General features: G+C 60.9%; 15 protein-coding genes. 9 read left to right on the top strand and 6 right to left on the bottom strand.

The features are described 5' to 3' along the window. Positions 1-225: 225 nt before the first annotated feature. Positions 226-966: a phosphoadenylyl-sulfate reductase gene (locus BSF40_RS10985; protein WP_007971943.1), complete on the bottom strand. Its 741-nt coding sequence runs from the start codon at positions 964-966 to the stop codon at positions 226-228. Positions 967-1,139: 173 nt separating this feature from the next. Between BSF40_RS10985 and thrH the strand changes: the two genes are divergently transcribed. Further along, positions 1,140-1,757, top strand: a complete 618-nt coding sequence (gene thrH / locus BSF40_RS10990) for a bifunctional phosphoserine phosphatase/homoserine phosphotransferase ThrH (RefSeq protein ID WP_095965141.1) — start codon at positions 1,140-1,142, stop codon at positions 1,755-1,757. A gap of 105 nt (positions 1,758-1,862) precedes the next feature. Here thrH and pabB read toward each other — a convergent pair whose 3' ends face one another. The 4 genes from pabB to BSF40_RS11010 form a co-directional block, all read right to left on the bottom strand. Then, positions 1,863-3,206 carry an aminodeoxychorismate synthase component I gene (gene pabB, locus BSF40_RS10995; RefSeq protein ID WP_095965142.1) on the bottom strand — a complete coding sequence of 448 codons (1,344 nt, stop codon included), beginning with the start codon at positions 3,204-3,206 and terminating at the stop codon, positions 1,863-1,865. Positions 3,207-3,394: 188 nt separating this feature from the next. Continuing rightward, positions 3,395-4,381 carry an alpha-L-glutamate ligase-like protein gene (locus BSF40_RS11000; protein ID WP_095965143.1) on the bottom strand — a complete coding sequence of 329 codons (987 nt, stop codon included), beginning with the start codon at positions 4,379-4,381 and terminating at the stop codon, positions 3,395-3,397. Next, complete coding sequence (locus BSF40_RS11005) at positions 4,381-5,916, bottom strand: inactive transglutaminase family protein (RefSeq protein WP_015096073.1); 1,536 nt, start codon at positions 5,914-5,916, stop codon at positions 4,381-4,383. Before BSF40_RS11005 ends, BSF40_RS11000 begins: the two co-directional genes overlap by 1 nt. 5 nt (positions 5,917-5,921) lie before the next feature. Then, positions 5,922-6,458, bottom strand: coding sequence for an ATP-dependent zinc protease (locus BSF40_RS11010; protein ID WP_085716837.1), 537 nt, complete (start codon positions 6,456-6,458; stop codon positions 5,922-5,924). A 296-nt stretch (positions 6,459-6,754) separates the two neighbouring features. Here BSF40_RS11010 and BSF40_RS11015 point away from each other — a divergent pair, with 296 nt between their 5' ends. From BSF40_RS11015 to prpF, 5 genes are all read left to right on the top strand, one after another. Next, positions 6,755-7,474 carry a GntR family transcriptional regulator gene (locus tag BSF40_RS11015; RefSeq protein WP_007971537.1) on the top strand — a complete coding sequence of 240 codons (720 nt, stop codon included), beginning with the start codon at positions 6,755-6,757 and terminating at the stop codon, positions 7,472-7,474. After that, positions 7,471-8,361, top strand: coding sequence for a methylisocitrate lyase (gene prpB, locus BSF40_RS11020; RefSeq protein ID WP_046816178.1), 891 nt, complete (start codon positions 7,471-7,473; stop codon positions 8,359-8,361). Before BSF40_RS11015 ends, prpB begins: the two co-directional genes overlap by 4 nt. Positions 8,362-8,525: 164 nt before the next feature. Beyond that, entirely contained in the window at positions 8,526-9,653 is a 1,128-nt protein-coding gene (gene prpC, locus BSF40_RS11025; RefSeq protein ID WP_007971533.1) for a 2-methylcitrate synthase, read from the top strand. A 196-nt stretch (positions 9,654-9,849) separates the two neighbouring features. Further along, positions 9,850-12,444, top strand: a complete 2,595-nt coding sequence (gene acnD, locus BSF40_RS11030) for a Fe/S-dependent 2-methylisocitrate dehydratase AcnD (RefSeq protein WP_007971532.1) — start codon at positions 9,850-9,852, stop codon at positions 12,442-12,444. Between the two features lie 66 nt (positions 12,445-12,510). Then, positions 12,511-13,701 carry a 2-methylaconitate cis-trans isomerase PrpF gene (gene prpF, locus BSF40_RS11035; protein WP_095965144.1) on the top strand — a complete coding sequence of 397 codons (1,191 nt, stop codon included), beginning with the start codon at positions 12,511-12,513 and terminating at the stop codon, positions 13,699-13,701. A 211-nt stretch (positions 13,702-13,912) separates the two neighbouring features. Here prpF and BSF40_RS11040 read toward each other — a convergent pair whose 3' ends face one another. Then, positions 13,913-14,731 (bottom strand): pyruvate, water dikinase regulatory protein, encoded by an 819-nt coding sequence (locus BSF40_RS11040; protein ID WP_007971527.1) that lies wholly within the window; start codon positions 14,729-14,731, stop codon positions 13,913-13,915. 174 nt (positions 14,732-14,905) lie between these two features. On the opposite strand from BSF40_RS11040, the gene ppsA reads away from it, so the two are divergent. The 3 genes from ppsA to rraA all read left to right on the top strand — a co-directional run bounded on the left by ppsA (position 14,906) and on the right by rraA (position 19,120). After that, positions 14,906-17,281: a phosphoenolpyruvate synthase gene (gene ppsA, locus BSF40_RS11050; RefSeq protein ID WP_095965145.1), complete on the top strand. Its 2,376-nt coding sequence runs from the start codon at positions 14,906-14,908 to the stop codon at positions 17,279-17,281. 219 nt (positions 17,282-17,500) lie between these two features. Further along, positions 17,501-18,490: an alpha/beta fold hydrolase gene (locus tag BSF40_RS11060; RefSeq protein ID WP_095965147.1), complete on the top strand. Its 990-nt coding sequence runs from the start codon at positions 17,501-17,503 to the stop codon at positions 18,488-18,490. Positions 18,491-18,628: 138 nt separating this feature from the next. Then, complete coding sequence (gene rraA, locus BSF40_RS11065; protein WP_027922555.1) at positions 18,629-19,120, top strand: ribonuclease E activity regulator RraA; 492 nt, start codon at positions 18,629-18,631, stop codon at positions 19,118-19,120. The last annotated feature ends 19 nt before the right edge of the window (positions 19,121-19,139 follow it).

Raw genomic sequence — 19,139 nt, forward strand, 5'->3', positions numbered from 1 at the left:
TGGCAGCGCACGTCAGGGGGAGGAATGTAACTTTTTGGGGCGCAGAAACTAAAAGTGCACACACAAATGGCACCTATGGTGACAATCGTGTGTACACATTTTTTGAAGCTGCAGATAACACTGTAGGAGCGAGCTTGCTCGCGATGAACCCGAGAACGCAGCGGGGTATCAGGCACCCCGCGTTATCGTTGACGACCATCGCGAGCAAGCTCGCTCCTACAAGGATCAGGCTTTGGACTTGCTGATGATATTCCCCGCGTGCAACCCGCATTCCTTCTGCGTCGCTTCTTCCCACCACCAGCGGCCTTCACGCTCATGCTGGTTCGGCAGTACCGGGCGGGTGCAGGGTTCGCAGCCGATGCTGATGAAACCGCGTTCGTGAAGGCTGTTGTAAGGCAGTTCCAGCATGCGGATGTAACCCCAGATCTCTTCGCTGGTCATTTGCGCCAGCGGGTTGAACTTGTACAGGGTGCGTTCCGGGGTGGAGAACGCGGTGTCGATTTCCATCACCGCGACGGCGCTGCGGGTGCCGGGGCTCTGGTCGCGACGCTGGCCAGTGGCCCAGGCTTTCACGCCGGAGAGCTTGCGGCGCAGCGGTTCGATCTTGCGGATGCCGCAGCATTCGCCATGGCCGTCCTTGTAGAAGCTGAACAGGCCTTTTTCCTTCACGAAGGGTTCGAGTTTGGTGTAGTCCGGCGACACCAGCTCGATGTCGATCTTGTAGTGCTCGCGCACCTGATCGATGAAGCGGTAGGTCTCGGGGTGCAGCCGGCCGGTGTCGAGGCTGAACACCTTGACGTTCTTGTTCAGCTTCCAGGCCATGTCCACCAGCACCACGTCCTCGGCGCCGCTGAAAGATATCCACAGGTCATCGCCGAACTCGGCAAACGCGAGTTTCAGGATGTCCTGGGCGGATTTGTTGGCATAGGTCGTGGCGAGTTCCACGACGTCGAACGTTGGGCTCATCAGGGCGGCTTCCTACAGGTCGGTGGCGCTGGGCGCTCTATATGGGGCCGATGGTAACAAAAAGCTGCGCGGGCCGGGGCATCCTCTGCGTTGCGCAGGCAGGCCCGAGTCGCTAGAGTTCGGCAATCTTTTTGCTCGCTCGACTCAATAATCAATACAAATGGGAGTGTCTTGTGGAAATTGCCTGTCTGGATCTTGAAGGTGTGCTGGTCCCGGAAATCTGGATCGCCTTCGCCGAAAAAACCGGGATCGAATCCCTCAGGGCCACCACCCGGGACATTCCCGACTACGACGTGCTGATGAAGCAGCGCCTGCGGATTCTCGACGAGCACGGCCTGAAGCTTTCCGACATTCAGGAAGTGATCGCCACGCTCAAGCCGCTGGACGGCGCCATCGAGTTCGTCGACTGGCTGCGCGAGCGCTTCCAGGTGGTGATCCTGTCGGACACCTTCTATGAGTTCTCCCAGCCGTTGATGCGTCAACTGGGCTTCCCGACCTTGCTCTGCCATCGTCTGATTACCGACGACAGCGGGCGAGTCACGGGCTATCAACTGCGTCAGAAAGATCCAAAGCGTCAGTCGGTCCTGGCCTTCAAGAGCCTCTACTACCGGGTGATCGCGGCGGGGGATTCCTACAACGACACCACGATGCTGGGCGAGGCCGATGCCGGGATCCTGTTCCATGCGCCGGATAACGTGATCGCCGAGTTCCCGCAGTTCCCGGCGGTGCATACGTTTGAAGAACTCAAGCAAGAGTTCATCAAGGCTTCGAACCGCCCCCTGACCTTGTAAACCGACCCCCTGTAGGAGCGAGCATGCTCGCGATGAACCCGAGAGCGCCGCGGGGTGTCAGGTACCCCGCGTCATCGTTGACGTCCATCGCGAGCATGCTCGCTCCTACAGGTTTTGCAGGGTATCGAGCAGGATTTTCACCTTGGTGATCGACTCCTGATACTCAGCCTGCCACTCAGAATCCGCGACTATCCCGCCGCCGCCCCAGCAACACACCTGCCCGTCCTTGACCAGCAAACTGCGGATGGCGATGGAGCTGTCCATCTCGCCGCGCACGTCCAGGTACAACAAAGAACCGCAATACAGGCCGCGTCGGGTCGGTTCCAGTTCGTCGATGATCTGCATAGCGCGAATCTTTGGCGCGCCGGTGATCGAACCGCCGGGGAAGCTGCCGGCGATCAGGTCCAGAGCGTCGCGATCATCCGCCAGTTCACCGGTGACGCTGCTCACCAGGTGATGCACGTTCGGGTAACTTTCCAGGCTGAACAACTCCGGCACCCGGACCGAGCCGATGCGGCAGGTCCGGCCGAGATCGTTGCGCAGCAGGTCGACGATCATCAGGTTTTCCGCGCGATCCTTGGGGCTGGCCAGCAGTTCGGCGGCATTCGCGGCGTCTTGCCCAGGCGTCAGGCCCCGAGGCCGAGTGCCCTTGATCGGGCGGGTTTCCACATGACGCTGGCTGACTTTGACGAAGCGTTCCGGCGACAGGCTGAGGATGGCATCGCCGTCAGGCAAGCTCTGGAAGCCGGAAAAAGGCGTCGGGCACGCGGCGCGCAAGGCGCAGTAGGCGGCCCACGGATCGCCCTGGCAGGGCGCGCGAAACCGTTGGGCGAAATTGACCTGATAACAGTCGCCGGCCTGAATGTACTGCTGGATGCGCTCGATGGCCTGTTGATACTCGTCAGCGCTCAAGTCGGCGGTCATCGGGGTGAGCAGTTTGAAGGGCGCAACCGCTTCAGGTGCGGGCTGGCTGAACAGCTCGATCAGGCGCTGACGTTCGCTGTCGGGCAGGGTCGGGTGGAACACCAACTGGCTGGTCAGCGCAAGGTGATCGCTGACCAATGCCCAGCCGTACAGGCCGAAACGCGCGTCGGGCAGATGCAGGTCGTCACTGGCCTGGCTCGGCAGGCGCTCCAGATGTCGGCCGAAGTCGTAACTCAGGTAGCCGATCAACCCTCCGGCAAACGGCAGCTCATAAGGGGCCGGCAAAGAGGCTTCGCCCAGGCGTGTCAGGTTATCGCGCAGGCGTTGCAGGAACGCCTCGCCACTTTCGTCGGGCGATACCGTCAGTTGTTCCTGCGGCCAGGCGCTGAGCAGGTCATAGCGGCCGCGGTCGGCGCTGGGGCGGCCGCTGTCGAGCAGCACGGCGCCGGGGGCATGGCGAATCGCCGCGAAGTAGTGGGCGGGGTTGGCGCGATAGGGCAGTGGGTGTACGGAGCAGGTCAACATGGGCGGGGGAGATCAGCCATCGAGGCGGGGTGGCGATTGTAGTCCTCTCGGAGAATTGCTCCTAGAGGGGGATGTAGTGTGGGAGCGAGCTTGCTCGCGATGGGCGTGAACGATGACGCTGAGAGCCTGACACCCCGCGGCGCTCTCTGGTCCATCGCGAGCAAGCTCGCTCCTACAGGAGAAGGGCCTCAGCCCTCGACTGCAGGAATATGCCCAAACATCTCTTGCACAAACGCCACGCGCTCTTCGACCGTTTCGGTCACGCCACGAGCCTTCAGGTCTTCCAGTCGCGCCTCGACCGCATGGGTACGCAACGTCAGCCCACAGTCATTGGCAATCTGGATATTCAGCCCCGGCCGGGCGTTGAGCTCAAGGATCAGCGGGCCTTTTTCCTGGTCCAGGACCATGTCGACACCGATGTAGCCCAGCCCGCACAACTCATAACAGCCAGCGGCGAGTTTCATGAAACCGTCCCAGTAGGGCAGTTGCACGCCATCCACCGCGTTGGTGGTGTCCGGGTGTTTGTTGATGATGTTGTTCAGCCAGGTGCCGCGCAGGGTCAGGCCGGTGGCCAGGTCCACGCCGACGCCGATGGCGCCCTGGTGCAGGTTGGCCTTGCCGTTGGACTGGCGCGTCGGCAGACGCAACATGGCCATCACCGGGTAACCCATCAAGACAATGATGCGGATGTCCGGAACGCCTTCGTAGCTGATGCTCTTGAAGATCTGGTCCGGAATCACGCGGTACTCGATCAGCGCCCGGTCGCGGTGACCGCCCAGGGAGTACAGGCCGGTCAGGATGCTGGACACCTGGTGCTCGATTTCTTCATGGCTGATGATCCGGCCGGACACCGTGCGATAACGCCCTTCGAAGCGGTCGGCGATGACCAGAATGCCATCGCCGCCAGCGCCCTGGGCCGGCTTGATCACGAAGTCATTGCGTGCGCCGATGATCTCTTCGAGATTGTCGATTTCCTTCTCGGTGGAAATCACGCCATAGAGCTCGGGCACATGGATGCCGGCGGCGATGGCGCGTTCCTTGGTGATGATCTTGTCATCGACGATCGGGTACAGGCTGCGCTTGTTGTACTTGAGCACGTAGTCTGCGTTGCGCCGATTGATCCCCATGATGCCCCGGGCTTCCAGGGCTTTCCAGGTCTTCCAGAAGCCGAACATCAGGCGTCAGCCTTTTTCAGGAAGGCCTTGAAACGCACCAGTTCGGTCAGGCGATAGCCGCGATAACGACCCATGGCCAGCATGAAGGCCACCAGGATCAGCAGAATCGCCGGGAAAGTGAACACGAAGTACACCAGTTCCGGCACGCTCATGATCAGGTGCGCCAGGGACGCGGCGAACAGCGTGCCGATGGCCACTTTCATGGCATGGCCACCGCCGCGCTCTTCCCAGGTGATCGACAGGCGTTCGATGGTCATGGTCAGGATCACCATCGGGAACAGCGCCACCGACAAGCCGCGCTCCAGGCCGAGTTTGTGGCTGAACAGGCTGATGGCCGCGATCAGCACCACCACGAAGGTCAGTACCACCGACAGCCGCGGCAGCATCTGCAGTTTCAGGTGTTCGAGATAGGAGCGCAGCGACAGCCCCAACGCCGTGATGATGGTAAACAGCACGATACCGAAGCCGAGCTGGGTTTCGCGAAAGGCCAGGGCGATCAGCACCGGGGTGAAGGTGCCCAGGGTCTGGATGCCGATCAGGTTGCGCAGGATCAGGATCACCAGCACGCCGATCGGGATCATCACCATGATCATGAAAGTCTGCTGGGTTTGCAGCGGCAGGCCGTACAACGAGTACTCGAGGAAGTTGGCGTCGGTGTTTTCGTCGGTCAGCTTGGCCAGGCGGATGGCGTTCATTTCGCTGTTGTTCAGGCTGAAGGTCACATTGGCCTTCTTGCCGCCATCGACGGTGATCAGGTTTTCGTCGCCGGTCCACCACAGCAGGCGGTCGGTCGGCAACCCTTGCTCACCGGTTTCCGGGTTGAAATACAGCCAGTCGGTGCCATTGAAACTGCGCAGCCACAGTTCCGGTATCTGCGGCTGGTCGGCCACCAGGCGGATGGTGTGGACCTTCTCGATCGGCACGTGGGCGATGGACAGCAGCAGCTCGACGATTTTCGCCTTGTGCGCGGTGGATGGATCTCCGGCCAGCAACAGTTTCACGTTGTCGTCGTTGAGGTTGTTGACCCGCTTGATGGCTTCGCCGACGAAGGTTTCGACGTCGGCCGAATGCTGGCGAATCGGTGCGAGCAGGGCTTCGGCGGCGATTTTTTCCGGGCCTTCGATGGTGATGCTGTCGCGAAAGGTCGGGCCTTTGATCTTGGCCTTCTCGCCGGAATAACGCTTGGTCAGCACCAGGCGGTAATACAGCGTCTGATTGCCTTTGGCCCGGCGTGCCGACCAGGTGACCTTGCGGTTGCCGTCGACCCGGTTCACGGCCACGCCGTAGTTATTGGAGATGAAGCTCTCGTTGAGGCTGACGAAGTCGCGGCTCAGCGGTGGCACGAACATCTGGATCTTGACCGGATCCTTGGCGCTGGCGACGAACTCGACCTTGGCGTCGATGTTCCACAGGTCGTCAGTGGCGTCTTCGGTCACCGGGATGCCCAGCACGAAGATCTGATAGGCCGTAACTGAAATGCCCAGCACCACCAGGATGGCGATCAGCAGTTTCAGATGAAGGGTAAGAGAGCGCATTTGAATTACTCGGCGGTATGAGCGTCGGTGGTGCAGGCGGGTTTGCCGGCAGCATATTTAAGGCTGGGGTCAACCAGTGCATCGAAACGCTTGAGCGCTTCGGAGCCAATCAGGAGCGGATATTGGAACGCGCTACGGTCGGTCAGGTTCACTTCGATGCTGCGCAGGGCCGAGCCCATGCAGATGTCCAGTTCGATCACGGGGCGGGCGGTGTACTTCTTGCCTTCCTCGGGGTCGTAGTCGCCGGCCCGGCGCTTGATCTTGCTGACGCGGGCCAGCGGGCGTTCGATCGGATGCGAATGGGCGGCGTCGATGGCCAGGTAAAACCGCACCCAGGATTCGCCGTTGCGTTTGAAGCGTTTGATGTCCCGTGCACTCAGGGAAGCGGTTTTCGCCCCGGTGTCGAGTTTAGCCGCCACTTCCAGGTCGATGCCATTGAGCGATGCGTACTCATTCAGGCCATACACAGTCTTTTCCCCGGCCATGGCGAACCCGGGCAGGCAAAGTAAATAAAGGAAAGCAGGGAAGGGCTTGAGTCTCATAAATCCTGGTGCGCAGCGGTCCGACTTGATTCAAGGCCCTGGCATCGCTGCGCAAGCTCCCTCGTATGCCTGGCAGGTTTTTATGACAGGCAGTGCAGATGTGACAAACAAATGCGGCGGCATTCTAGCACGGTGGTTTGACGGCGCCAGCGCTGGCGGGAGGCTATAAACCAGCGGGTTGCTTCGTTATGGTGCAACCGGTTATCAGAAGATTGTCGACAATATCGATTTAACCTTTGACTGCGCTCCTGGTATTCGTTAGTTTTTGCGGCATTGGCTCACAAGGTGTCGACAATATGCTGGATCAACTCGATCCCCCGGTTTCTACGCAAGACGATACGGAGACACTTTCCGAGAACGTCTTCCGCCGCATTCAGGCGGCTATCGTCAAAGGCGAGATCGCGCCGGGCAGCAAAATCTCCGAACCGGAGCTGGCGCGTACCTACGGCATCAGCCGTGGCCCGTTGCGCGAGGCCATCCATCGCCTGGAAGGTCAGCGCCTGCTGGTGCGCGTGCCGCATGTCGGCGCGCGGGTGGTGTCGCTCAATCACGCCGAGCTGCTTGAACTGTACGAAATCCGCGAATCCCTGGAAGGCATGGCCTGTCGCCTGGCCGCCGAGCGCATGAGCCTCGAAGAAATCGACGAGCTGCGTCGGGTGCTGGAAACCCATGAGCGTGATGAGGCATTCCAGGCAGGTCGCGGCTACTACCAGCAGGAAGGCGATTTCGACTTCCATTACCGAATCATCCAGGGCAGCGGCAACCGCACGCTGACCCAAATGCTCTGCGGCGAGCTCTATCAATTGGTGCGCATGTACCGCATCCAGTTTTCCACCACGCCCAATCGCCCGCACCAGGCGTTCGCCGAGCACCACCGCATTCTCGATGCCATCGCCGACCGTGACGGTGAGCTGGCCGAGTTGTTGATGCGCCGTCACATCGGCGCCTCCAAACGCAATATCGCCCGTCATTACCAGGACGGCGTCAACCCGACAGCCAAACGAGGTGAGTCATGAGTTTGAACAAGAGCACACCAGGCCAGCGTTTCCGCGATGCGGTCGCCAGCGAACATCCACTGCAAGTGGTCGGCGCAATCAACGCCAACCATGCGCTGCTGGCCAAGCGCGCCGGTTTCAAGGCGATCTACCTGTCGGGTGGCGGGGTGGCTGCCGGCTCTCTCGGCTTGCCTGACCTGGGCATCACCGGCCTGGATGACGTGCTGACCGACGTGCGCCGTATCACCGACGTCTGCGATCTGCCATTGCTGGTGGACGTGGACACCGGTTTCGGTTCCTCGGCGTTCAACGTCGCTCGTACCGTCAAGTCGATGATCAAGTTTGGCGCGGCGGCGATTCATATCGAAGACCAGGTCGGCGCCAAGCGCTGCGGCCACCGTCCTAATAAAGAGATCGTGACCCAGCAGGAAATGGTCGACCGCATCAAGGCCGCCGTCGATGCCCGTACCGATGACAGCTTCGTGATCATGGCCCGTACCGACGCCCTGGCGGTGGAAGGCCTGGAGTCTGCCCTGGATCGCGCCGCTGCCTGCATCGAAGCCGGCGCCGACATGATTTTCCCGGAAGCCATCACCGAACTTGAGATGTACAAGCTGTTCGCCAGCCGCGTGAAAGCGCCGATCCTGGCCAACATCACCGAATTCGGCGCGACCCCGCTGTACACCACCGAGCAACTCGCCGCTGTCGACGTGTCGCTGGTGCTGTACCCGCTGTCGGCCTTCCGCGCCATGAACAAGGCCGCGGAAAACGTCTACACCGCACTGCGCCGCGATGGCACGCAGGCGAATGTCATCGACACCATGCAGACTCGCATGGAGCTTTACGATCGCATCGACTACCACACCTTCGAGCAGAAGCTCGATGCGTTGTTTGCCGCGAAGAAGTAACGAACACCCTGTACCTGTGGGAGCGAGCCTGCTCGCGATAGACGTCAACGATGACGCGGGAAGCCTGATACCCCGCGGTGTGCCGTCCACCATCGCGAGCAAGCTCGCTCCCACAGAAGAGCAATGAGTTTCCCCTAAAAAATTCAAGAAAACTGGAGACAGCAATGGCCGAAGCAAAAGTACTCAGTGGCGCCGGGCTCCGTGGCCAGGTAGCCGGGCAAACCGCACTGTCCACCGTGGGCCAGTCGGGTGCCGGTCTGACCTATCGTGGTTATGACGTACGTGAACTGGCGGCTGACGCACAGTTCGAAGAAGTTGCCTACCTGCTGCTGTACGGCGAACTGCCGAGCAAGGCGCAACTGAATGCCTACATCGCCAAGCTGAGCAAGCTGCGTGACCTGCCGCAAGCGCTCAAAGAAGTGCTCGAGCGCATCCCCGCCGACGCCCACCCGATGGACGTGATGCGCACGGGCTGCTCGTTCTTGGGCAACCTGGAGCCGGAGAACAACTTCTCCGAGCAGCACGACAAGACCGATCGCCTGCTGGCTGCATTCCCGGCGATCATGACTTACTGGTATCGCTTCAGCCACGAAGGCAAGCGCATCGATTGTGTCAGCGACGAGCAGTCCATCGGCGGCCACTTCCTGCACCTGCTGCACGGCAAGAAACCAAGCGAGCTGCACGTCAAGGTGATGAACGTTTCGCTGATCCTCTACGCGGAGCACGAGTTCAACGCGTCGACCTTCACCGCCCGTGTTTGCGCATCGACCCTGTCCGACCTCTATTCGTGCATCACTGCGGCCATCGGCTCGTTGCGCGGCCCGCTGCACGGCGGCGCCAACGAAGCGGCGATGGAAATGATCGAGCGTTTCTCGTCGCCGGAAGACGCGATCAAAGGCACCCTCGGCATGCTCGAGCGCAAGGACAAGATCATGGGCTTCGGCCACGCGATCTATAAGGACAACGATCCGCGCAACGAGGTGATCAAGGGCTGGTCGAAAAAACTCGCCGACGAAGTGGGTGACAAGGTGTTGTTCCCGGTCTCCGAAGCCATCGACAAGACCATGTGGGAGCAGAAGAAGCTGTTCCCGAACGCCGACTTCTACCATGCCTCGGCGTACCACTTCATGGGCATCCCGACCAAGTTGTTCACACCGATTTTCGTCTGCTCGCGCCTGACCGGCTGGGCTGCTCACGTGTACGAACAACGCGCCAACAACCGCATCATCCGTCCAAGCGCCGAATACACCGGCGTTGAGCAGCGCAAGTTCGTGCCAATCGAACAGCGCTGAATGGTGGAGGGCGGCAGCGGGATCTGAATTAAACGCAGATCCCTGTAGGAGCGAGCTTGCTCGCGATGGAGTGTCATTCACATTGGTGTCGACTGACACACCATCGCGAGCAAGCTCGCTCCTACAGTGGATTGTGTTGGCTTCGAATCCGGTGCCAAGCCCCACCTTTTGTAACTACCGTGACCGAGTCCTGACGATGAACACACAATTCCGTAAACCGCTGCCTGGCAGCCACCTGGATTACTTCGATGTCCGCGCAGCGGTCGAGGCGATCCAGCCTGGCGCCTACGACACCCTGCCGTACACCTCCCGTGTGCTGGCGGAAAACCTTGTGCGTCGCTGCGACCCGGCCACGCTCACCGAATCCCTGAAGCAATTCATCGAGCGCAAGCGCGACCTCGATTTCCCGTGGTTCCCGGCCCGCGTGGTGTGCCACGACATTCTCGGCCAGACCGCGCTGGTCGACCTCGCCGGCCTGCGTGACGCCATCGCCCTGCAAGGCGGTGACCCGGCGCAAGTCAACCCGGTGGTGCCGACCCAACTGATCGTCGACCACTCCCTGGCCGTCGAGCGCGGTGGCTTCGATCCGGACGCGTTCGAGAAGAACCGCGCCATCGAAGACCGTCGCAACGAAGACCGTTTCCACTTCATCAACTGGACCAAGAAGGCGTTCAAGAACGTCGACGTGATCCCGCCGGGCAACGGCATCATGCACCAGATCAACCTGGAGAAAATGTCTCCGGTGATCCAGGTGCGCGACGGCGTGGCCTTCCCTGATACCTGCGTCGGTACCGACAGCCACACCCCGCACGTCGATGCGTTGGGCGTGATCGCCATCGGTGTCGGTGGTCTCGAAGCCGAAAGCGTGATGCTCGGCCGCGCATCGTGGATGCGTCTGCCGGAAAGCGTTGGCGTCGAACTGACCGGCAAGCTGCAACCGGGCATCACCGCCACCGACATGGTGCTGGCGCTGACCGAGTTCCTGCGCAAGCAAAAAGTCGTTGGCGCATGGCTGGAGTTCTTCGGCGAAGGCGCGTCCGCGCTGACCCTCGGCGACCGCGCAACCATTTCCAACATGGCCCCGGAATACGGCGCCACCGCGGCGATGTTCTACATCGACCAGCAGACCATCGACTACCTCAAGCTCACCGGCCGTGAAGACGAGCAGGTGCAACTGGTCGAGAACTACGCCAGGCAGGTCGGCCTGTGGGCTGACAGCCTCAAAGGCGCGCAGTACGAGCGCGGCCTGACGTTCGATCTGTCCTCGGTGGTGCGCAACATGGCCGGTCCGAGCAACCCGCACGCCCGTGTGGCGGTTTCGGATCTGGCCGCCAAAGGTATCTCCGGTCAGTGGGACGATGTGCCGGGGCAAATGCCAGACGGCGCGGTGATCATCGCCGCCATCACCAGCTGCACCAACACCAGCAACCCGCGCAACGTGATCGCCGCCGGCCTGCTGGCGCGCAACGCCAACAAGCTCGGCCTGACCCGCAAGCCTTGGGTCAAGTCGTCCCTGGCACCGGGTTCGAAAACCGTGGCGCTGTACCTCGATGAAGCCGGCCTGACCGAAGAACTGGACAAGCTCGGCTTCGGCGTCGTGGCTTTCGCCTGCACCACGTGCAACGGCATGTCCGGCGCACTGGACCCGGTGATCCAGCAAGAGATCATCGACCGCGACCTGTACGCCACGGCGGTGTTGTCCGGCAACCGTAACTTCGACGGCCGGATTCACCCGTACGCCAAGCAAGCGTTCCTCGCATCGCCGCCCTTGGTGGTTGCCTATGCGATTGCCGGCACCATCCGTTTCGACATCGAAAAAGACGTGCTGGGCGTGGTGGACGGCAAGGAAATCCGCCTGAAAGACATCTGGCCGAGCGACGAAGAAATCGACGCGGTGGTCAAGGCGTCGGTGAAACCGGAGCAGTTCCGCCAGGTGTACATCCCGATGTTCGCCATCCACGAAGACACCGGCCCGAAAGTCGCGCCGCTGTACGAGTGGCGCGAAATGAGTACCTACATCCGTCGTCCGCCTTACTGGGAAGGTGCGCTGGCCGGTGCTCGTCCGCTCAAGGGCATGCGCCCGCTGGCGGTGCTGCCGGACAACATCACCACCGATCACCTGTCGCCGTCCAACGCGATCATGATGGACAGCGCCGCCGGCGAATACCTGGCGAAAATGGGCCTGCCGGAAGAGGACTTCAACTCTTACGCGACTCACCGCGGTGACCACCTGACCGCGCAGCGCGCCACCTTCGCCAACCCGAAACTGTTCAACGAAATGGTTCTGGAAAACGGCAAGGTCAAGCAGGGTTCGCTGGCCCGTGTCGAGCCGGAAGGCAAAGTGATGCGCATGTGGGAAGCCATCGAAACCTACATGGATCGCAAACAGCCTCTGATCATCATCGCCGGTGCCGACTACGGTCAGGGTTCGTCCCGCGACTGGGCGGCCAAGGGCGTGCGTCTGGCGGGTGTGGAGGCGATTGCCGCCGAAGGTTTCGAGCGCATTCACCGCACCAACCTGGTGGGCATGGGCGTGTTGCCGCTGGAATTCAAGCCGGGCACCAACCGTCACACCCTGGCCATCGACGGCAGCGAAACCTATGACGTGATCGGTGACCGCACACCGCGCGCCGAGCTGACGCTGGTGATCCATCGCAAGAACGGTGAGCGCGTCGATGTGCCGGTGACCTGCCGCCTCGACACCGCCGAAGAAGTGTCGATCTACGAGGCCGGCGGCGTGCTGCAACGCTTCGCCCAGGACTTCCTCGAAGAGTCGGCGGTTGCCGTTTAACGCACGCAATACAGACACGGGACTTCAAGTCCCGTGTCTGCTTTCAGATCAGGAGTAACGAGCACCATGGCTCACGCAGCTCAAATCAAGATTCCAGCTACATACATGCGCGGCGGCACCAGCAAAGGCGTGTTCTTCAGTCTCAAGGACCTGCCTGAAGCGGCGCAAGTCCCGGGCCCGGCCCGCGACGCGTTGCTGCTGCGCGTGATCGGCAGCCCCGACCCGTACGACAAACAAATCGACGGCATGGGCGGCGCGACCTCCAGCACCAGCAAAACCGTGATCCTGTCGAAAAGCACCAAGGCCGATCACGACGTCGATTACCTGTTCGGTCAGGTGTCCATCGACAAGCCCTTCGTTGACTGGAGCGGCAACTGCGGCAACCTGTCGGCGGCGGTCGGTTCGTTCGCGGTCAGCAACGGCCTGGTGGACGCCAGCCGTATCCCGCATAACGGCGTAGCCGTGGTTCGCGTGTGGCAGGCCAACATTGGCAAGACCATCATCGCCCACGTGCCGATCACCAATGGTGAAGTGCAGGAGACCGGCGATTTCGAACTCGACGGCGTGACCTTCCCGGCGGCCGAAGTGCAGATCGAGTTCCTCGATCCGGCAGCGGAAGAAGAGGGCGGCGGCGGTTCGATGTTCCCCACCGGCAACCTGGTCGATGACCTGGAAGTGCCCGGCGTCGGCACCTTCAAGGCGACCATGATCAACGCCGGCATCCCGACGATTTTCGTCAATGCCGAAGACATCGGCTACAAGGGCACCGAGTTGCAGGGCGCGATCAACGGCGACCCGAAAGCCTTGCTGATGTTCGAGACCATCCGTGCCTACGGCGCATTGCGCATGGGCCTGATTGCCAACATCGACGAAGCAGCCAAGCGTCAGCACACGCCGAAAGTCGCCTTCGTGGCCAAGCCGGCGGACTACGTGGCGTCCAGCGGCAAGGCGATTGCCGCAGGCGATGTCGACCTGCTGGTGCGTGCGTTGTCCATGGGCAAGTTGCACCACGCGATGATGGGTACGGCGGCCGTGGCGATCGGTACGGCTGCAGCGATTTCCGGCACCCTCGTGAACCTCGCGGCAGGTGGTATCGAACGCAACGCGGTGCGCTTCGGACACCCGTCCGGCACCCTGCGCGTCGGCGCCGAGGCCAGCCTGGTCAATGGTGAATGGACCGTGAACAAGGCGATCATGAGCCGCAGTGCGCGGGTATTGATGGAAGGGTTTGTGCGGGTGCCGGGGGATTCGTTCTGAACCCGATCTGAAACTCAACACAAGGCCCTGTGGGAGCGGGCTTGCTCGCGAAAGCGGTGTGTCAGGCAATGTTGATGTCGACTGACACGGCGCCTTCGCGAGCAAGCCCGCTCCCACAGTTGATCTTCGGTGAGCACGGTATTCGTGTGCGACGCAAATCCAGTGTGGGAGCGAGCCTGCTCGCGATAGGGCCGGAACAGGCGCCGGAGATTTACTTGAAACGCCGCTCCACACCTTTCTCCACGAGAATCTTCGCGGAGATTTCTTCCACGGAAAAATGCGTGGAGTTGATGTGCGGAATGTTTTCGCGGCGGAACAGGTTCTCGACCTCGCGCACCTCGAATTCGCACTGGGCGTAGCTCGAATAGCGGCTGTTGGGCTTGCGCTCGTTGCGAATCGCGGTGAGGCGGTCCGGGTCGATGGTCAGGCCGAACAGCTTGTGCTGGTGGGCGCGCAGGGCGTTTGGCAGTTGCAGGCGCTCCATGTCGTCTTCGGTCAGCGGGTAGTTGGCTGCGCGGATACCGAACTGCATCGCCATATACAGGCACGTCGGCGTCTTACCACATCGCGACACGCCCACTAGTATCAGGTCGGCCTTGTCGTAATAGTGCGTGCGGGCGCCGTCGTCGTTGTCGAGGGCGAAGTTGACGGCCTCGATACGCTCCATGTAATTGGTGTTGGCGCCGATGGAGTGGGACTTGCCGACGGTGTAGGAAGAATGCTCGGTCAGTTCCTGTTCAAGCGGTGCCAGGAACGTCGAGAAAATGTCGATCATGAAACCATTCGAGGTGGCGAGAATCTCACGAATGTCCTGATTGACGATGGTGTCGAAGATAATTGGACGGAAGCCGTCGGTTTCGGCGGCCTTGTTGATTTGTTGTACCATGGCCCGCGCTTTGTCCACGTTGTCGATGTACGGCCGCGTGACTTTGCTGAAGGTAATGTTTTCGAACTGCGCCAGAAGGCTTTGACCCAGGGTTTCGGCGGTAATGCCGGTACCATCGGAGATAAAGAAAGCAGATCGTTTCATTTGCACCTTGGGCCTTAAGCTAGTGACGAATCTTGGATATGATAGGCGCGATTTGCTGGCCGCCAATGGCCCGCATTCTCACTTATTTTCCAGGTCCAGGCCATATAGCCGGCAAATGCTCACTTAAGCAGCCGGTTTCTGAGCTTTTCCAACACAGTTAGTGGAGAGATCACCTTGGTAGAGTACGTAGTTTCCCTCGATAAGCTCGGCAAACACGATGTTGAGCATGTGGGGGGCAAGAACGCATCCCTGGGCGAGATGATCAGCAACCTTGCAGGTGCCGGTGTATCGGTGCCCGGCGGCTTCGCCACGACCGCTCAGGCTTATCGTGATTTCCTGGAGCTGAGCGGCCTGAACAAGCAGATTCACGACGCACTCGATGCACTGGACGTCGATGACGTGAATGCCCTGGCCAAGACCGGTGCCCAGATCCGTCAATGGATCATGGAAGCCGAGTTCCCTGAAAAACTGAATGCCGAAATTCGTACCGCGTTCGCCACGCTGTCCGCCGGCAACCCTGACATGGCCGTGGCCGTGCGCTCTTCCGCTACCGCCGAAGACCTGCCGGACGCTTCCTTCGCCGGTCAGCAGGAAACCTTCCTGAACATCCGTGGTGTCGAAAACGTCATTCGCGCCGCCAAAGAGGTCTTCGCCTCGCTGTTCAACGACCGTGCCATTTCCTACCGCGTGCACCAGGGCTTCGACCACAAGCTGGTTGCCCTGTCGGCCGGCGTGCAGCGCATGGTCCGTTCCGAAACCGGCACCGCCGGCGTGATGTTCACCCTCGATACCGAATCGGGCTTCCGTGACGTGGTGTTCATCACCGGCGCTTACGGTCTGGGCGAAACCGTCGTTCAAGGCGCGGTGAACCCGGATGAGTTCTACGTCCACAAGGGCACGCTGGCGGCCGGTCGTCCGGCCATCCTGCGCCGCAACCTGGGCAGCAAGGCCATCAAGATGATCTACGGCGACGAGGCCAAGGCCGGTCGTTCGGTCAAGACCGTCGACGTGGACAAGGCCGAGCGCGCACGTTTCTGCCTGACCGACGCTGAAGTCAGCGAGCTGGCCAAGCAGGCGATGATCATCGAGAAGCACTACCAGTGCCCGATGGACATCGAGTGGGCCAAGGACGGTGACGACGGCAAGCTGTACATCGTGCAGGCCCGTCCGGAAACCGTGAAGAGCCGCACCCAGGCCAACGTCATGGAACGTTACCTGTTGAAAGAAACCGGTACCGTGCTGGTTGAAGGTCGCGCCATCGGCCAGCGCATCGGCGCCGGCAAGGTCCGCATCATCAAGGACGTGTCCGAGATGGACAAGGTCCAGCCAGGCGACGTACTGGTGTCCGACATGACCGACCCGGACTGGGAACCGGTCATGAAGCGCGCCAGTGCCATCGTCACCAACCGTGGCGGCCGTACTTGCCACGCGGCGATCATTGCCCGTGAGCTGGGTATTCCAGCGGTAGTCGGTTGCGGCAACGCCACCCAGCTGTTGAAAGACGGCCAGGGCGTGACCGTTTCCTGCGCTGAAGGCGACACCGGTTTCATCTTCGAAGGCGAACTGGGCTTCGACATCAAGAAGAACTCCGTGGATGCCATGCCTGAGCTGCCGTTCAAGATCATGATGAACGTCGGCAACCCGGACCGCGCCTTCGACTTCGCGCAACTGCCGAACGCCGGTGTGGGCCTGGCCCGCCTGGAGTTCATCATCAACCGCATGATCGGCGTGCACCCTAAAGCACTGCTGAACTACGACGGTCTGCCGCTGGACATCAAGGAAAGCGTCGACAAGCGCATCGCCGGTTACAACGACCCGGTCGGCTTCTACGTCGAGAAACTGGTCGAAGGCATCAGCACCCTGGCGGCTGCGTTCTGGCCGAAGAAGGTCATCGTGCGTCTGTCGGACTTCAAGTCCAACGAATACGCCAACCTGATCGGCGGCAAGCTGTACGAGCCGGAAGAAGAGAACCCGATGCTGGGCTTCCGCGGTGCTTCGCGTTACATCAGCGAGTCGTTCCGCGACTGCTTCGAACTCGAATGCCGCGCCCTCAAGCGCGTGCGCAACGAGATGGGCCTGACCAACGTCGAAATCATGGTGCCGTTCGTTCGTACCCTGGGTGAAGCGAGCCAGGTGGTGGATCTGCTGGCGGAAAACGGTCTGGCCCGTGGCGAAAACGGCCTGCGCGTGATCATGATGTGCGAACTGCCGTCCAACGCCATCCTGGCCGAAGAATTCCTCGAGTTCTTCGACGGTTTCTCCATCGGTTCCAACGACCTGACCCAGCTGACCCTGGGCCTGGACCGCGATTCCGGTATCATCGCGCACCTGTTCGACGAGCGTAATCCGGCGGTCAAGAAGCTGCTGGCCAACGCCATTGCCGCCTGCAACAAGGCCGGCAAGTACATCGGCATCTGCGGTCAGGGTCCTTCGGACCACCCGGACCTGGCCAAGTGGCTGATGGAGCAGGGCATTGAAAGCGTTTCGTTGAACCCGGACTCCGTACTGGAGACCTGGTTCTTCCTGGCAGAGGGTCAGGCGCAGGCTTGACCCCGTGTGAACGGGCCGCTCACATGCCTTTGTAGGAGCGAGCCTGCTCGCGATGGACGTCAACGATCACGCGTTTATCCTGGATAAACGAGGTGTCCTGAAGTTTTTCGCGAGCAAGCTCGCTCCTACAGGGGGCGACGTAGCGTCAGTGAGCGGGCGTTTTAGAGATTCAAGCAGGGCGGGCTCCTCCGGATGCCGCCCTTTTTTGTGCAAGAGATTATGCAAAGCAGCAGCAACCTATTTCCTGTCGCCCTGATCAGCGCCGAACGGCGCGGCGATCTGAGCGAAGATGTGTATCGCTTGAAACCCGGTAACAGCCCCGACTTCACTGTCGAACTGGCTGTGACACGCCTTGGCATGGCCGATGAGCCGTCATCCCGTGGTGTGCCGGTGATCCTGCTGCACGGCAGCTTTTCCAATCGCCGGTTCTGGTTTTCTCCCAAGGGCCTGGGGTTGGGCGCCTATCTGGCCCGCTTGGGGTTCGACGTCTGGATTCCGGAAATGCGCGGCCATGGCCTGTCCCAGCGTAACCACGACTACCGCAAGAACCGGGTCGCCGACTACGCACGCTATGACCTGCCGGCCATCGGCGTGTTCGTGCGTGAACAGAGCGGGCAGGTTCCACACTGGATCGGTCACTCGCTGGGCGGTACCACACTGGCCGCAGCGCTGGGTGGCGAGTACATCGGTGAGCCGGTGGTGGCCTCGGCGGCTTTTTTCGGTACACAAGTCAGCCGCACCTACTGGCCATTGAAGATTCCGCCGGTGGAGTGGAGCAGTCGCTTCATTCTCAAGCGTTTTGCCCAGTTGTCCGGCGCAAGGCTCAAGCGCGGCCCGGAGGACGAGCCGATCGGCCTGGCCCTGGAAAGCATGCGCTGGTTCGGCCTGTTCGGGCGCTTTGGCGATGCCGATAAAGACTGGTGGGCCGGTTTGGCCGAGGTCAGGTTGCCGGTGCTCGCCGTGAGTGCAGCGGGTGATCATCAGGACCCGGCGTGGGCGTGCCGCAAACTGTTCGAGCAGTTCGGTTCCGAGCGCAAGCAATTTATCAATCTGGGTCGTGATCAGGGTTTCAGCGACAATTTCGGTCACGTTGAAATGCTCGTCAGCAAACCTGCCCAGGCCGAAGTCTGGCCATTGGTGACCCGCTGGCTGGCGGATCAGCAGACACCCTTGTTGGGTGAGCAAGGGGATTTGGCCGCGGCGGTTTGAGCCTGATGCTCTAACAAGGGCATTTCGCTCCGGTCGGCTTGCGGCTAAGATATGACGCATTGAGCTGTTCCAGTCACTTTGCGTGATTGAGTCATCACTGATGTTCGTGCTGTCTTCCTCTTTAACAGGAGTTTCTCGATGAACCATTACCTCACGCCTGACCTGTGCGACGCCTATCCGGAGCTGGTGCAGGTGCTGGAACCGATGTTCAGCAATTTCGGCGGCCGTGATTCCTTCGGTGGCGAAATCGTGACCATCAAGTGCTTCGAAGACAACTCGCTGGTCAAGGAGCAAGCCGAGCTTAAGGGTAATGGCAAGGTCCTGGTCGTCGATGGTGGCGGTTCCCTGCGCCGTGCGTTGCTGGGCGATATGATCGCCGAGAAAGCCGCGAAAAACGGCTGGGAAGGCCTGGTGATCTATGGTTGCATCCGTGACGTCGACGTCATCGCGCAAACCGATCTGGGGGTTCAGGCGCTGGCCAGCCACCCGATGAAAACCGACAAGCGCGGTATCGGCGATCTCAACGTTGCCGTGACCTTCGCCGGCGTGACCTTCCATCCGGGCCATTACATCTATGCGGACAACAACGGCGTGATCATCTCTCCCAGCCCCTTGAAAATGCCTGAATAAAAGCGGCTGCAGACCAGAG

The sequence above is a fragment of the Pseudomonas sp. ACN5 genome (assembly GCF_002303975.1).
Lineage (GTDB): Bacteria > Pseudomonadota > Gammaproteobacteria > Pseudomonadales > Pseudomonadaceae > Aquipseudomonas > Aquipseudomonas laurylsulfatiphila.